Origin of the sequence: Epibacterium sp. Ofav1-8 (assembly GCF_022348185.1) — a bacterium.
Lineage (GTDB): Bacteria > Pseudomonadota > Alphaproteobacteria > Rhodobacterales > Rhodobacteraceae > Epibacterium.
This window is the reverse complement of record NZ_JAKRFD010000002.1, coordinates 471,763-485,240: the sequence shown is the minus strand read 5'-3', so window position 1 is coordinate 485,240 and position 13,478 is coordinate 471,763. Positions and strand designations below refer to the sequence as shown.

The window sequence follows — 13,478 nt, the reverse complement described above, 5'->3', positions numbered from 1 at the left end:
CTGAGATACGCATTGACAGGGGTATCGTCAATCATTTGCTGCCTTTTCGGTGAAAGGGTGAGCAGATGAAGCTTTCGACAAAGGGCCGCTATGCAATGGTCGCGCTGGCGGATATTGCGCTGCAACCGGCCGAGGGGCTGGTGGTTCTGGCAGACATATCGAAACGCCAGGCGATTTCCCTGCCGTATCTGGAGCAGCTGTTTGTCAAGCTGCGGCGCGCCGGTTTGGTGGCCTCGGTGCGCGGCCCCGGCGGCGGGTATCGGCTTGCTCGTCCGGCGTCGGAGATCCGGGTGGTGGAAATCCTGGCGGCTGTTGATGAGACCGTTGATGCCATGCACAAAGGGGCCGGGGTGTCCGGTGGCTCTTGCGGCAGCCGGGCGCAATCCCTGACCAATCGCCTGTGGGAAGGGCTGAGCGCGCATGTTTATGTGTTCCTGCACCAGACCCGCCTGTCCGATGTGATCGAAAACGACCTCGCGCCCTGTCCGGCGGTTCCAAATCTCTTCTCGGTGGTGGATGAATAGCCGGTTCTGACAGGACACATCCGCCGATCACCCAGCCCACTGGCCAATTCAAAAAGATGACTCCATGACCCGTGTTTATCTTGATCACAATGCCACATCGCCCCTGCGCCCAGAAGCGCAAGCCGCGATGATTGCGGCGATGGGAGTCAGTGGCAATCCGTCCTCTGTGCATGCCGAGGGGCGTGCGGCGAAGGCGATCATCGAACGTGCCCGGGCTCAGGTGGCTGCCGCCTTTGGGGCCGAGGGCGCGGATGTGGTCTTTACCTCCGGGTCGACAGAGGGGGCAGCACTGGCCCTGGCCGGGCGTGACCTGCATGGGTCCGCGCTTGAACATGATGCTGTAAGGGCTTGGATCAAAGAGGATTTGTCTGTCGATACTTCTGGCCACGTGCAGGTTACCGACCCGCAGGCCTCTTGCCTGCAGCTGGCCAACTCCGAAACCGGCATTATCCAGGACCTGCCCGACGGGCTTGCGGTGACGGATGCGACGCAGGCCTTTGGCAAACTGCCGGTGGCGTTCAACTGGATGGGCGCAACCATGGCGCTGATCTCGGCGCACAAGCTTGGCGGGCCCAAGGGCATTGGTGCCGTGGTGCTCAAACGTGGGACGGATCTCGCTGCGCAGATCAAAGGCGGCGGTCAGGAGATGGGACGCCGGTCCGGGACGGAAAATGTGATTGGAATCGCAGGGTTCGGCGCCGCAGCTGAAGCGGCGTCCAGGGACCTCGACAGCGGGGTTTGGGACCGGGTTGCAGAAATTAGAAATATTCTAGAAAAGGCGCTTGCGGCGGAGTGCCCAGACACTATTTTTGTGGGCAAGGATGCGCGTCGCCTGCCCAATACCTCTTGTTTCGCCACCCCTGGATGGAAAGGCGAGACGCAGGTCATGCAGATGGATCTGGCGGGGTTCGCGATCAGCGCGGGCAGCGCCTGCTCCAGCGGCAAGGTGCGCGCCAGCGCGGTTCTGACCGCAATGGGATATGACGAGACGACGGCCCAGGGTGCGATCCGCGTATCGCTCGGGCCGCAGACGACGGAAACGGATGTGCTGCGCTTTGCTGAAAGCTGGTGCGCCAAACAGAAGAAACATCGCGCCCGTTCGGCGTGAGGTGAGGAGAAGACGATGGCCGCTCTGGACCAATTCGAAGCCAAGGAAGGCGTTGATCAGGAAACCGTGGATGCGGTGCGCGAGGTCAGCACCTATAAATACGGTTGGGAAACCGATATCGAGATGGAATACGCCCCCAAGGGCGTGAACCCGGATATCGTGCGCCTGATTTCCGAAAAGAACGAAGAGCCGGAGTGGATGACCGAATGGCGTCTGCAGGCCTTTGAACGCTGGACCGGCATGGTCGAACCGGACTGGGCGATGGTGGAATATCCTGAAATCAACTTTCAGGATCAATACTACTATGCCCGCCCCAAGAGCATGGAAGAAAAGCCCAAGTCGCTCGATGAGGTCGATCCGAAGCTGCTCGCCACATACGAAAAGCTCGGCATCCCGTTGAAAGAGCAAATGATTCTTGCAGGCGTCGAAGGGGCCGAAGATGCGCCGTCCGAAGGCCGCAAGGTCGCCGTGGACGCGGTGTTCGACTCCGTGTCCGTCGGGACCACCTTTCAGGACGAGCTGAAAAAGGCCGGCGTGATCTTCTGTTCCATTTCCGAAGCGATCCGCGAACATCCCGAACTGGTGAAGAAATACCTCGGCACCGTCGTGCCGGTGTCGGACAACTTCTATGCGACGCTGAATTCGGCCGTGTTTTCTGATGGCTCGTTTGTCTACGTGCCGCCGGGCGTGCGCTGCCCGATGGAACTCAGCACCTATTTCCGCATCAACGCGGAGAACACCGGACAGTTCGAGCGCACCCTGATCATCGCGGACAAAGGCAGCTATGTCAGCTACCTGGAAGGCTGCACTGCACCGCAGCGCGACACCGCGCAGCTGCATGCCGCTGTGGTCGAGATCATCGTCGAAGAAGACGCCGAAGTGAAATACTCCACCGTGCAGAACTGGTTCCCCGGGGACGAGAACGGCAAGGGCGGCATCTACAACTTCGTGACCAAACGCGCCGATTGCCGTGGCGACCGCGCCAAGGTGATGTGGACCCAGGTCGAGACCGGCTCTGCCGTGACCTGGAAATACCCCTCCTGCATCCTGCGCGGCGAAGAAAGCCAGGGCGAGTTCTACTCGATCGCCATCGCCAACAACTACCAGCAGGCCGACACCGGCACCAAGATGATCCACCTGGGCAAGAACACCAAGAGCCGAATCGTGTCCAAGGGCATCTCTGCCGGCAAGGCGCAGAACACCTACCGCGGTCTGGTCTCGATGCACCCGAAGGCGAAGAACTCGCGCAACTACACTCAGTGCGACAGCTTGCTGATCGGTGACAAATGCGGGGCGCACACGGTGCCTTATATCGAGGTGAAGAACAATTCCTCGCGCTGCGAACACGAGGCGACAACCTCCAAGGTGGATGACGATCAGCTGTTCTACTGTCGCCAGCGTGGCATGGACGAAGAAGAAGCGGTCGCACTGGTTGTGAACGGTTTCTGCAAGGACGTGCTGCAAGCACTGCCGATGGAATTTGCAATGGAAGCCCAGCAGCTGGTTGCGATTTCGCTTGAAGGATCTGTTGGCTGATGTCCGGCCCCTGGCAAGGACGCAAAGGAGACCGCACCATGATCGTGACGACCACTGGCACCGTTGAGGGCTACCAGATCGCCGAATACAAGGGCATCGTCGTGGGCGAGGCGATCATGGGCGCCAATGTGGTCCGTGATGTCTTTGCCCAGATCACCGACATTGTGGGTGGCAGATCAGGCGCTTACGAGAGCAAGCTGCAGGATGCACGCGAAACGGCGCTGAACGAGCTGGAAGACCGCGCCCGCGCACTTGGTGCGAATGCGGTCGTTGGCGTTGACCTCGACTATGAGGTTGTTGGTCAATCCATGTTGATGGTCTCGGCCAGCGGCACCGCCGTGGTGATCGGATAAGAATTTCGCCCCGAGGGGTATGGGAACAAGAGGCACAAAGGTGTCTCATCGATACAAGACGAGGAAAAAATGCTCGAAATCAAAAACCTGCACGTGAAACTTGAGGAAGAAGACAAGCAGATCCTCAAAGGTGTGAACCTCACCGTCGAAGCTGGCAAGGTGCATGCGATCATGGGGCCAAACGGCTCTGGCAAATCCACGCTGTCCTATGTGCTGTCGGGCAAGGATGGCTACGAGGTCACCGAAGGCTCCGCCTCCTTGCTGGGTGAGGAACTGCTGGAGCTGGAGCCGGAAGAGCGCGCGGCGCTTGGCGTATTCCTGGCGTTTCAGTACCCGGTCGAAATCCCGGGTGTCGGCAACATGACCTTTCTGCGCACCGCGGTGAACGCGCAGCGCAAGGCGCGTGGCGAGGAGGAGCTGTCGGCGGCGGATTTCCTCAAACATGTGCGCGAGAAGGCCAAGGAGCTGAAGATCGACGCTGAAATGCTGAAGCGCCCGGTCAATGTCGGCTTCTCCGGTGGTGAGAAAAAGCGCAACGAAATCTTGCAGATGGCGATGCTGGAGCCCAAAATGTGCATCCTGGACGAGACCGACTCCGGCCTCGATGTGGATGCGATGAAACTGGTGGCCGATGGTGTGAACGCGCTGCGTGACGAAGGCCGCGGCTTCCTCGTTATCACCCACTACCAGCGTCTGCTGGATCACATCAAACCGGACGTCGTGCACATCATGGCCGATGGCCGCATCGTCAAGACCGGCGGCCCCGAGCTGGCGCTTGAGGTGGAAAACAACGGTTACGCAGACATCATGTCCGAGGTGGCGTAATGGCACTTCCCGAGCTGAAACAATCGACGACCGAGGCGCGCCTGGCTGCCTTGTCATTGCCCGAGGGCGGCTGCCTTGATGCGGCGCGCCGGGCGGCGGTGGCGCGGGTTCAAACGATGGGCCTGCCGGATCGCCGTGACGAATATTGGAAATACACCCGTCCGGATACGCTGACGGCGGTACAGGGTCCGACCGCGGCCGTCTTCGACAGCGGCGAAGCGCCGATGTTCGACACCTTTGATCGCATCCGCATCGTCTTTGTCGATGGTGTCTTTGATGCCGACGCCTCCGACGATCTTTCGCTGGAGGGGGTGAGCATTGAGCGCCTTGCCGAAATCCAGGGTAAAGATATCCATTGGGCCAAGGACATATACGGCGTTCTTGAAGCGCGTGGACAAACGCCGGTGCAGCGCCCTCTGGCCGCGCTCAACACCGCGTTTGCAACCGATGGCGTGGTCATTCACGTCACCGGCACGCCGTCCAAACCGATCAATCTGGTCTATCGCCACGAGAATGAATCCTCCGACGCGATCCTGCACCATGTGATCAAGGTGGACAGCGGCGCCGAGGCCACGATCCTTGAAAACGGCCCTGCCGCATCGCGCTTCAACAAGGCGATGGAAATCGACATTGCGGACAACGGCACGCTGCATCTGGTGCGCGCGCAGGGTCGCGATCATGAACGCCGTGCGGCGACGCATCTGTTTGCGCGTCTGGGTCGGGAATCCGTTTTCAAGAGCTTTACGCTCACCGTGAATGGCGTGTTGACGCGCAACGAAGCCGTGGTTGAGTTCCTTGGCGACGACGCCGTGGCGCATGTGGCCGGGGCCTGCGTTGGGGACGGTGATTTTCATCACGACGATACGGTGTTTGTCACCCATGACGCGGTGAATTGCGAGAGCCGTCAGGTCTTCAAAAAGGTTCTGCGCAACGGCGCAACCGGCGTGTTCCAGGGCAAGATCCTGGTGAAGGAAGGCGCGCAAAAGACGGATGGCTATCAGATTTCCCAGTCTTTGCTTCTGGATGATGACAGCCAGTTCCTCGCCAAGCCAGAACTTGAGATCTATGCCGACGATGTGGCCTGTTCGCACGGGTCCACCTCGGGTGCGATCGACGAGGACGGGCTGTTCTACCTGCGTTCGCGCGGCGTTCCCGAGAGCGAGGCAACCGACCTGATGACCCTGGCGTTTCTGGCCGAGGCGGTGGCCGAGATCGAAAGCGATGAGATCGCCGCCAGTATCAACGACCGCCTCTATGGCTGGCTCGCGCGTCGGCGCTGAGGTCCGGCATGGCTGTGACGGCAGACATCACGGCAACCTATCGGGGGCCGCGCAAGGTGATTGCGCGGCTTCTGTCGATGGGGCACCGTGAAGATCGACTTTTGGCTTTTCTGATGGGGGCTTGTGCGTTGATGTTCATCGCACAGATGCCGCGTCTCGCCCGCGAGGCGCATCTGACCGGACAGGACCTCAACATGCTGCTGGGTGGCGCGCTGCTGGGCATCATCTTTATCGCGCCGCTGGCGCTTTATGCGTTTGCCTGGCTTTCGCATATGCTGGCGCGTGTCCTGGGCGGGCAGGGCGATGGGTTCAGGGGCCGTCTGGCGCTGTTCTGGGCCTTCCTGGCGTCGACGCCGATCCTGCTGTTGAACGGGCTTGTGGCCGGGTTCATCGGCTCAGGCCCGGCGCTGAATGGCGTTGGTCTTTTGTGGCTGGCTGTGTTCCTCTGGTTCTGGCTCTCCGGCCTGCGCGAAGCCTATTGGGGACGGGCATGATGGATTTCAAAGCCCTGGCGATCGAGACAATCACAAACCCTGCGCAGGCGGCGCGTTCCGTTCTGGCCCAGAGGTTTGAGGCCGACGTGGTCTGGACAGGCTTTGGACTGACGGTCGTGCTGAGCGTCTTTCTCTATGCGTTGCAGGCCCAGCTGCTCGGCCTGTCATCAAACGCCTTGTTTCCCAACCTCAGCCCGGCACTCTTTGGCGGCTTTCTGGTGGTGTTGCAGTTGGGCTATGCCATCTGTTCCGTGTCCATTGGCAGATGGATGGGCGGGCAGGCGGCATTTGTGCCGTTCTTTGCCCTGCTTGTGTGGCTGCGATTTGTGAATATCGCTGTGCAAGCCATTGCAATCGTTCTTGTATTTATCGTTCCGCCTGTTGCGGCGATATTGAATCTGGTCGCCGCCATCTATGGGATCTATGTGTTGGCGCACTTCACCAACGAAGGCCTTGGTCTCAACGCGCTCGGAAAATCGTTCGGTGTGATCTTTATGGCTGGCCTTGGCGCGATGACTGCCGTGCTGATCCTGATGGGGCTGTTTGCTCCCACAATCCTGGAGACGTCCAATGTATGATGTCGAAAAAATCAGAGCCGACTTCCCGATCCTCTCGCGAGAGGTGAACGGCAAGCCGCTGACCTATCTTGACAACGGCGCATCGGCGCAAAAGCCGAGCTGCGTGATCGACGCCGTGACCAAAGCCTATGCGGAGGAATATTCCAATGTTCACCGTGGCTTGCATTATCTGTCTAATCTCGCGACAGAGAAATACGAAGGCGTGCGCGGCACGATCGCGCGGTTCCTGAACGCCGCGCATGAGGACCATATTGTCCTGAATTCCGGCACCACCGAAGGCATCAATCTCGTGGCCTATGGCTGGGCCATGCCGCAACTTCAGGCGGGCGATGAGATCATCCTGTCTGTGATGGAGCATCACGCCAATATCGTTCCCTGGCATTTCCTGCGCGAGCGTCAGGGGGTTGTCCTGAAATGGGTTGAAACCGAAACCGACGGCAGCCTTGATCCGCAGAAGGTGCTGGATGCCATCACGCCGCGAACAAAACTGATCGCAATCACCCAGTGTTCCAATGTTCTGGGAACCGTTGTTGATGTGAAAACCATCACGTCCAGAGCCCATGACAAAGGCGTGCCAGTGCTGGTGGATGGATCTCAGGGCGCGGTGCACATGCCCGTTGATGTGCAGGATCTCGGGTGCGATTTCTATGCGATCACCGGACACAAGCTCTATGGGCCATCCGGGTCCGGTGCGATCTATATCCGACCGGAGCGTATGGCCGAGATGCGGCCATTCATCGGTGGTGGCGATATGATCAAGGAGGTCTCCAGGGATCGCGTGATCTATAATGATCCGCCGATGAAATTCGAGGCCGGAACGCCCGGGATCGTCCAGACCATCGGCTTTGGTGTGGCGCTGGAATATCTGATGGATATCGGCATGTCACAGATTGCTGCGCATGAGGCCGATCTTCGCGACTATGCGACGGCACGTTTCCAGGGGCTCAACTGGTTGAACGTCCAGGGGCATGCTCCTGGCAAGGCGGCGATTTTCAGCCTCACGCTCGAAGGTGCAGCGCATGCACATGACATTTCGACGATCCTCGACAAGAAAGGCGTTGCGGTGCGTGCCGGTCACCACTGTGCCGGACCGCTCATGGATCATCTGGGTGTGACGGCGACCTGTCGCGCGTCGTTTGGGATGTACAACACGCGGGCCGAAGTGGATCGACTGGTCGACGCCCTTGAGCTCGCGCACGAGCTATTCGCGTAGGAAAATGATGCTGTGAGGTGCCATTTGCGCATGTCACAGCATCAAATATTTACATAATACTGATTATGCGATTTTCCTGTTTGGCGGTTTGGAAAGTCTTACCCAGCATCTTGTCTATCGTCCCTCTTGTGGATGTTTCTCAACGGCTACATTTATTGAATTGCATCTGTCAACAAATTTCTGCCAGAGCGTGTGCAACAGAAAACGCCGCGACCTACCAAGTCGCGGCGTTTCACTCCGTCGCCTAATGATCTGAAATCAAAGGCGAATGATCTTTTCCAGATACGACAGACCGACGCCGCCCGCTGCGGTCAGCCCGCCAACAATCTGTTGCGCGGTCGCTTCATCCGCGATCCCTTCGGCCATCAGCCAGCCGCCCAAGACGGTCGCGCCGTGACGGATCATCGGACCCGCAAACTTCGAAATGATGAGTGTTTTCAACATGGTTATGCTCCTTTCCAAAAGCTCTTTTCGAGGTACGTCACGCGCTCATCCAGACGCGCAATGTCTTTTTCCTGTTCAGCTTGACCGCGCAGGACGCCGCCAAGCCTGAACCAGATCCCGCCCACGCCGCCGACGGTCACGACCGCAAGCACCGTTTGCACGATTTCCGGGGTAATCACTTGAGAACCCCCCCGGCTTTCAGGGCGCGATAGCTCACATAAAGCGCACCGCCTGCAACGCTCCACTTGGCAAGTTTTGTCGCACTTTCAGCGGCTTGCCCTGCGTCGCTAATGGCTTTTCCGCCAAGGTAGAGACTGCCCAGGGCGATGCCGGCCCACACCAACGGCGCAACCATCAGAAAAGCCCCTTGATGTGTTCGAGAATGGTTTTTTGCGTGACGTGCGACTTGTTCAGCCCGTCGCCCGCATAATAGCTCTGGCCTGTAGCTTTACGTCCGTTGCGATCCCGTGTGATCGCGGGGAGCGATGCCCATTCTTTGGACAACTCCTGTGCAAATTCGTCCGCGTCGATCAATCCGGCCTGATAGCTGGCAAGGCCGCGTTGGTTCATGAGAGAGATTGCAAGGCGGTCCTGCGTATTGGCATCAAAGCGGGCATCAAGTGAGACGTTTCCCTTGCGCACTTGGTCGCGCAAGGTGTCTTCCATGATTTGATAGCGCCCCGCGGCTTCGGACATATAGCGGCTATCAATGCTGTCTTGCCAATCCAGAACCTCGCCCACGGTCATAGATGTGAGCGGCTTTGGTGGTTTGTCTGCGCCACGAATTTTCCCGTAAACTTGGTCATAGCCCTTCGGAGCCTCAACGCTGCCGATCAGGTCCAGTAAGCCGCCAACCCCTTTGCCTTGGCTCGACGTACCGCCAGAAACCGGCGGACGATTGGTGTTTGCAGATCCCGGCACGCGGTCAATATCCCATCCGGCGCCGACGCCGGGGCTGCTCTTGCCGCCGCCCAGCCAGCCGCCGCGTTCGATCGCGCCAAACAGGGTGTCAACGCCCCAGCCGACCAGGGCCGATTTCAGGTCGCCACCCTGCCCGCCACCGCTGCCCTGCATCGCGGCCAGTTTGGCCTTTGCTCCGCCGGTCTGATAGACCGCCGGCTGAATGATTGCCTGCTGTTCGGCGTCCTTCTGCTTGGTCTCGCGCCACGCTGCATATGTGGCCACCACCACACCCGCGCCCAGAACGGCCAAAGCTCCACGACTTCCCATCTTATGCCCCCTCAATAAGCAACAAATTCGGGTGCCTTGACCACATCGGCCATGGCTTCTGCCCCATCATCCCAAAGCACACGTTCTGCGGCGTCCGCGTAGGTATCGCGGAGGCTGATTGTCATGCACTCAAGGTAGCTTTCGTCATAGTCCGCAGCGACCGCCGGACGTTCGTTTGTGAAGGTCAACAGCAGCGTGTTCGCGTCGATCCAGCACAGATCCGGCGTCCCTACTTGGTTGCTGGTGTCGTTGTTGTTGCTGTTCGCGAAATACAGCCGCTTGATCGGGATGATCTGCGCGCGATCCCAGATGTTGTCGAAGTGACCCGATCCGCGCGCTACGCGGCCCCAATAGAGCCACACATCGCCGGGGCCCCCGTCAATCGAGCGCCGCCCGGTGAACACGAAATGCAGCTCGTCGGTTTGGTCCCCGTCGATGGTTTCCCACGTAGGCAACCAGCCGGAGACAACACCTTTCCGGCGCGGCCGCATTTTGCAGTTGATCGGGCTATAAGTCGCAAAATCGTTCCCGAACGGGCAATCCTGAATGGCCGCGCTCTCAATGCGTGCTTGGTCAATCCCGGCCTCGTCGATGGACCAAAACCGAATTGGATACGAGCTGCCTTGGGAGCGGATGAAGCCGCAGAGGCGAGAGCTTCCGCCGTTTTTGTACCAGCATACAGACGGTTCAACCCCGGCATTCAGATTGCCGATGTTGCCGACCCAAGCAATAGTCCCGTCACCATCTTTCGGCGTACCATTTGCAAAGCCAATGCATGGCCTCGCGAACCCGGTCAGCCCATGGAAGCCGAAGTAAACGTTGCCGTTTTCACCGTCATTCGACCCATAAACGCTCGGGGATGTGACCAGCGTCGGCAGGCCGCTTGTCGTCACGCTATATGCGCTATTTACGGTAGTGCGCAGCCGTGCGCCCAAACTGGCGCCGCCGAAAGTCGCGACTTGCCATGCAGCCTCTGCCTGCACCAGTGCGCCGCCTGCTGTGTCCTGACTGTATTCTGGAAGGTCGCGGTACAGAAAGTTCAAAATCGTGCCATCGGACGCCAGCGCGACCCGTTTCGGACCTTCGGTCGCATCCACTGGTGGCAGGATGGTCGCGCCGAATACCTCGATTTCGCCGGTCATTCCAAGTTCTTGTCCAGAGCGGAACCGCGCAGCATTGCGGCCCTTCTCGGTCAAAATGACCTCGGACCAATCCATCGAGCCGGGTTCATGACCCGGCGCGGCCATATAGCCCACGTGTGCAACGCCGTTGTATGCGTCAGGCGTTCCCTGCGGCCACCCAAGCGCGGTACGCCCGCCCTCGATCATGACGCTGCGCCGGTCAATCGTACCCGGTGCCGGAAGGTCAACGGTCGCCGCCTCATCGAAGTTCGCCACGCGCCAAAAGCCGTTGCGTGCACCGGGCAGGTTTGGCACCGCAGTCACCGGCCAGCTCTTGCCCTCAAGATCCACCAGCCCCACACCGACCGCCGCCGCCATGTTGGCGAATGCGGTGTCATTTGATGCAGGCGTGCCGACTTCGGACGCACCATAGGAGGAAGGCCGCGAGACCAGTCCAGGCGAACCATCGTTACCCGGATCGCCCTTGTCGCCTTTGTCGCCTTTGTCGCCCGGTGCGCCCTGCCATTCTCCAATGACTGAGTAAGTATCGACAGCATCAACTTGGTAAACGTTGCCGTTGTCGTGATAGTAAATATCTCCGACGTGATCGGCATTCGCGGCATAGGTCGAAATTGCATTGCCGCTGCCGAAATTGTGTCCGTCTGCGCCCGGTGCGCCCGGTGCGCCATCCTGCCCGTCATCGCCCGGAATGCCCTGCGGGCCGCGCGGCCCAACCAAAATAAGCTGCGACATTCTCAGACCTCCTTACGGATCGATAGGGCCGACAGATCGACGCCCGCGCCGTTTGGGTTGTAGGCATAGACCGCCGCCGAAGCAGTGAGCAAAGCGCCCTCGGACGCTTTCAACAAAAGACCGCCTGCCGTGGTCATTGCATCGCCGCGCAGCCAAACGTCGTCCGTATCGGACAGGTTGCGCACCGCCAGCTCCTGACGTCGCAGATCCGCACCGTCGACAAGAGCGGATGCGCCAGCTCCGACCGTGAAAACGTCGATTGTGTCGATCACGCTCGGCGCGGTGGTCTCGACCTCGACCGACCCCGAAACCACAAGGCGCGCGTCAGTCACATCGCCCCGGCCAAAGCCCAGCCGGACGCTGATGTCCTGGGCGTGCGGATTGTAGATCCGAATCCGGTTGAACTGGTTTTTGACGGTGAACGTCAGGCCCTGTTCGAAATTGGTTTCGGTGCCGTTGTCGAACGCGATTTTGAAGGGTGCCGTTGCTTCAAGGCAAATCAGAAACTCGGCCTGACGCGCCACCTCCAACCGGCCCCCAGCGGGAACCGTCCACGTGTTTGCCTGATATTGCGGGGCTTTGTTGTTCATTTCAGCACCTTTGAAGCGATGAAGGCCAAAGCAGCCGCCGGAATGCCGATCTTAACGATCAGCTCGGAAATCTGCCCTTCCTCGGTTTTTGCCATCTGTTGCGTGGTTTTTAGCGCGGTGGAGAGGGTGTTTGTGACCCGCGCCGTGTGTTCGTCCTGGGCATGCAAAGCGCCCTCAACCAGCTCCGCCGCGCGGTCCAATGCATCGCCGCCGGTCCAAAGCGCCTCCTCCCCAAAGGCAAGAGCTTGCTCCCCCAGCTCGAACGCCTCATCCGCCACCACATTCACCGAAACATCGCCCGTCGCGGAAACCCCGATGCTGCCTGCATCGGTCGCAACGCGGCGATCCTCGGTCACGTTCTGGGTCTGGTTGCTGCTGCTGCTACTGCTGCCCATCGAGCATGTCCCTTTCGAGTTTCCACATCGGCCCGGGCCGGATTTCGCGGTTTATGTACCCCTGCCCCGCCATCATGCGGCGCAGGCCGGGGCGTCGGGTCCAGAAGCGCAAGCGCGGCGCGCCGGTCAGCTTGGCCATACCTTCAAAGACCCGCGCCACCTCAGACGCCACAGACGCGCCGTGTGAGCCGTCACAGGCCATTGCAAGCACCGTCAGCGCTCCATCGGCCTCAACGTCCCACACAAGCCCCCCTTGCGGCTCTCCGTCGATCTGGACCGACCACAGAGCCAAGCGGCCACTTGTGACGCCCTCGCGCCAATCCGCCATGAACTCGGCAGAACCCGGAATGCGGGACAAAACCCGCTCGACGCGCCGCGACCACCGCGCCGCGCCAAAGGTCACTTTCGGAGTGCAAGCCAAACGACCAATCCCCCGATTGCCCAGGGCAACGCCTGCCGCGCCACTTCCTGCCACGTCTCTGCCGCCGCGCTCTTGAAGTGAAAGGCCCCGGTTGTTGACTGCCCGCCCGACCCCCCGGCCTCGGACACTGCCGGACCAGAGGACAGGGAGAGCGGTGGCAAAGGTCCGCCCGCAGCCATTACTTGCCCGACGCCGCGTAGATCACGGCACCGACCGCAACCGCGCCCAGGGCGATCACGCCCCAGCTCATGCCGCCGCCATTGCCGCCGGAGCCATAAGCGACAGGCACGACCTGCGCGCCGCCGCCACCGCCGCCGCCATCACCTTTCGACCCCATGTTGTTCAGCACAACGCTGGTCAGGCCCTTGAGCCAGTCCACGGAGGGCGAGCTGCCATCAATGGACCCGGTCACGCTGCCGCGCGGTGCTTCCATCACAGGGACGCCCAAATCGAGCGACCCGATGCTTGGGCGATAAATGTCCGTGGAGCCGTATTTGCTGCCCCAGGAATAGGTGTTGCCGCCTGCGCTCGACCCGTATTTTTTGGAAAAGTAGTCCGAAATCGACACTTTGTTTCCTCCTGATGCGCGGGGGGCTATCCCCCCGCTCTTGCC

18 protein-coding genes are annotated in these 13,478 nt (G+C 60.1%); 9 read left to right on the top strand and 9 right to left on the bottom strand.

Annotated elements, in window-relative coordinates; translation table 11 throughout:
- The first annotated feature begins 65 nt into the window (after positions 1-65).
- The 9 genes from MHM97_RS05140 to MHM97_RS05100 all read left to right on the top strand — a co-directional run bounded on the left by MHM97_RS05140 (position 66) and on the right by MHM97_RS05100 (position 7,911).
- On the top strand, positions 66-524 hold the full coding sequence (locus MHM97_RS05140; protein WP_239320272.1) for an Rrf2 family transcriptional regulator: 459 nt from the start codon (positions 66-68) through the stop codon (positions 522-524).
- Positions 525-588: 64 nt separating this feature from the next.
- Positions 589-1,632 carry a cysteine desulfurase family protein gene (locus tag MHM97_RS05135; protein WP_239320270.1) on the top strand — a complete coding sequence of 348 codons (1,044 nt, stop codon included), beginning with the start codon at positions 589-591 and terminating at the stop codon, positions 1,630-1,632.
- 15 nt (positions 1,633-1,647) lie between these two features.
- Complete coding sequence (gene sufB / locus MHM97_RS05130; RefSeq protein ID WP_239320268.1) at positions 1,648-3,168, top strand: Fe-S cluster assembly protein SufB; 1,521 nt, start codon at positions 1,648-1,650, stop codon at positions 3,166-3,168.
- A 38-nt stretch (positions 3,169-3,206) separates the two neighbouring features.
- Positions 3,207-3,521, top strand: coding sequence for a heavy metal-binding domain-containing protein (locus MHM97_RS05125; RefSeq protein ID WP_239320266.1), 315 nt, complete (start codon positions 3,207-3,209; stop codon positions 3,519-3,521).
- A 69-nt stretch (positions 3,522-3,590) separates the two neighbouring features.
- A complete protein-coding gene (gene sufC, locus MHM97_RS05120) occupies positions 3,591-4,346 on the top strand; it encodes a Fe-S cluster assembly ATPase SufC (protein ID WP_239320264.1) in 756 nt (251 codons plus the stop codon).
- Positions 4,346-5,626 (top strand): SufB/SufD family protein, encoded by a 1,281-nt coding sequence (locus MHM97_RS05115; RefSeq protein ID WP_239320262.1) that lies wholly within the window; start codon positions 4,346-4,348, stop codon positions 5,624-5,626. Before sufC ends, MHM97_RS05115 begins: the two co-directional genes overlap by 1 nt.
- Positions 5,627-5,634: 8 nt before the next feature.
- Complete coding sequence (locus MHM97_RS05110; protein WP_239320260.1) at positions 5,635-6,120, top strand: YIP1 family protein; 486 nt, start codon at positions 5,635-5,637, stop codon at positions 6,118-6,120.
- Positions 6,117-6,698 (top strand): YIP1 family protein, encoded by a 582-nt coding sequence (locus MHM97_RS05105; RefSeq protein WP_239320258.1) that lies wholly within the window; start codon positions 6,117-6,119, stop codon positions 6,696-6,698. The genes MHM97_RS05110 and MHM97_RS05105 overlap by 4 nt, the downstream gene beginning before the upstream one ends.
- On the top strand, positions 6,691-7,911 hold the full coding sequence (locus MHM97_RS05100) for a cysteine desulfurase (protein WP_239320256.1): 1,221 nt from the start codon (positions 6,691-6,693) through the stop codon (positions 7,909-7,911). The genes MHM97_RS05105 and MHM97_RS05100 overlap by 8 nt, the downstream gene beginning before the upstream one ends.
- Before the next feature lie 258 nt (positions 7,912-8,169).
- Here MHM97_RS05100 and MHM97_RS05095 read toward each other — a convergent pair whose 3' ends face one another.
- The 9 genes from MHM97_RS05095 to MHM97_RS05055 all read right to left on the bottom strand — a co-directional run bounded on the left by MHM97_RS05095 (position 8,170) and on the right by MHM97_RS05055 (position 13,433).
- A complete protein-coding gene (locus tag MHM97_RS05095; RefSeq protein ID WP_239320254.1) occupies positions 8,170-8,355 on the bottom strand; it encodes a Pam3-gp28 family putative phage holin in 186 nt (61 codons plus the stop codon).
- Between the two features lie 2 nt (positions 8,356-8,357).
- Positions 8,358-8,534 carry a hypothetical protein gene (locus tag MHM97_RS05090; RefSeq protein ID WP_239320251.1) on the bottom strand — a complete coding sequence of 59 codons (177 nt, stop codon included), beginning with the start codon at positions 8,532-8,534 and terminating at the stop codon, positions 8,358-8,360.
- Complete coding sequence (locus MHM97_RS05085; protein ID WP_239320248.1) at positions 8,531-8,710, bottom strand: hypothetical protein; 180 nt, start codon at positions 8,708-8,710, stop codon at positions 8,531-8,533. The genes MHM97_RS05090 and MHM97_RS05085 overlap by 4 nt, the downstream gene beginning before the upstream one ends.
- Positions 8,710-9,567 carry a hypothetical protein gene (locus MHM97_RS05080; protein WP_239320246.1) on the bottom strand — a complete coding sequence of 286 codons (858 nt, stop codon included), beginning with the start codon at positions 9,565-9,567 and terminating at the stop codon, positions 8,710-8,712. The genes MHM97_RS05085 and MHM97_RS05080 overlap by 1 nt, the downstream gene beginning before the upstream one ends.
- Positions 9,568-9,596: 29 nt before the next feature.
- Complete coding sequence (locus tag MHM97_RS05075) at positions 9,597-11,459, bottom strand: collagen-like triple helix repeat-containing protein (protein ID WP_239320244.1); 1,863 nt, start codon at positions 11,457-11,459, stop codon at positions 9,597-9,599.
- A gap of 2 nt (positions 11,460-11,461) precedes the next feature.
- Positions 11,462-12,049 (bottom strand): hypothetical protein, encoded by a 588-nt coding sequence (locus tag MHM97_RS05070; protein ID WP_239320242.1) that lies wholly within the window; start codon positions 12,047-12,049, stop codon positions 11,462-11,464.
- The gene (locus MHM97_RS05065; RefSeq protein WP_239320240.1) at positions 12,046-12,444 is read right to left on the bottom strand and encodes a hypothetical protein; all 399 of its coding nucleotides are present in this window, start codon (positions 12,442-12,444) and stop codon (positions 12,046-12,048) included. The genes MHM97_RS05070 and MHM97_RS05065 overlap by 4 nt, the downstream gene beginning before the upstream one ends.
- Positions 12,431-12,865, bottom strand: a complete 435-nt coding sequence (locus MHM97_RS05060) for a hypothetical protein (RefSeq protein ID WP_239320238.1) — start codon at positions 12,863-12,865, stop codon at positions 12,431-12,433. The genes MHM97_RS05065 and MHM97_RS05060 overlap by 14 nt, the downstream gene beginning before the upstream one ends.
- A 178-nt stretch (positions 12,866-13,043) precedes the next feature.
- A complete protein-coding gene (locus MHM97_RS05055; protein ID WP_239320237.1) occupies positions 13,044-13,433 on the bottom strand; it encodes a hypothetical protein in 390 nt (129 codons plus the stop codon).
- Positions 13,434-13,478 lie beyond the last annotated feature (45 nt).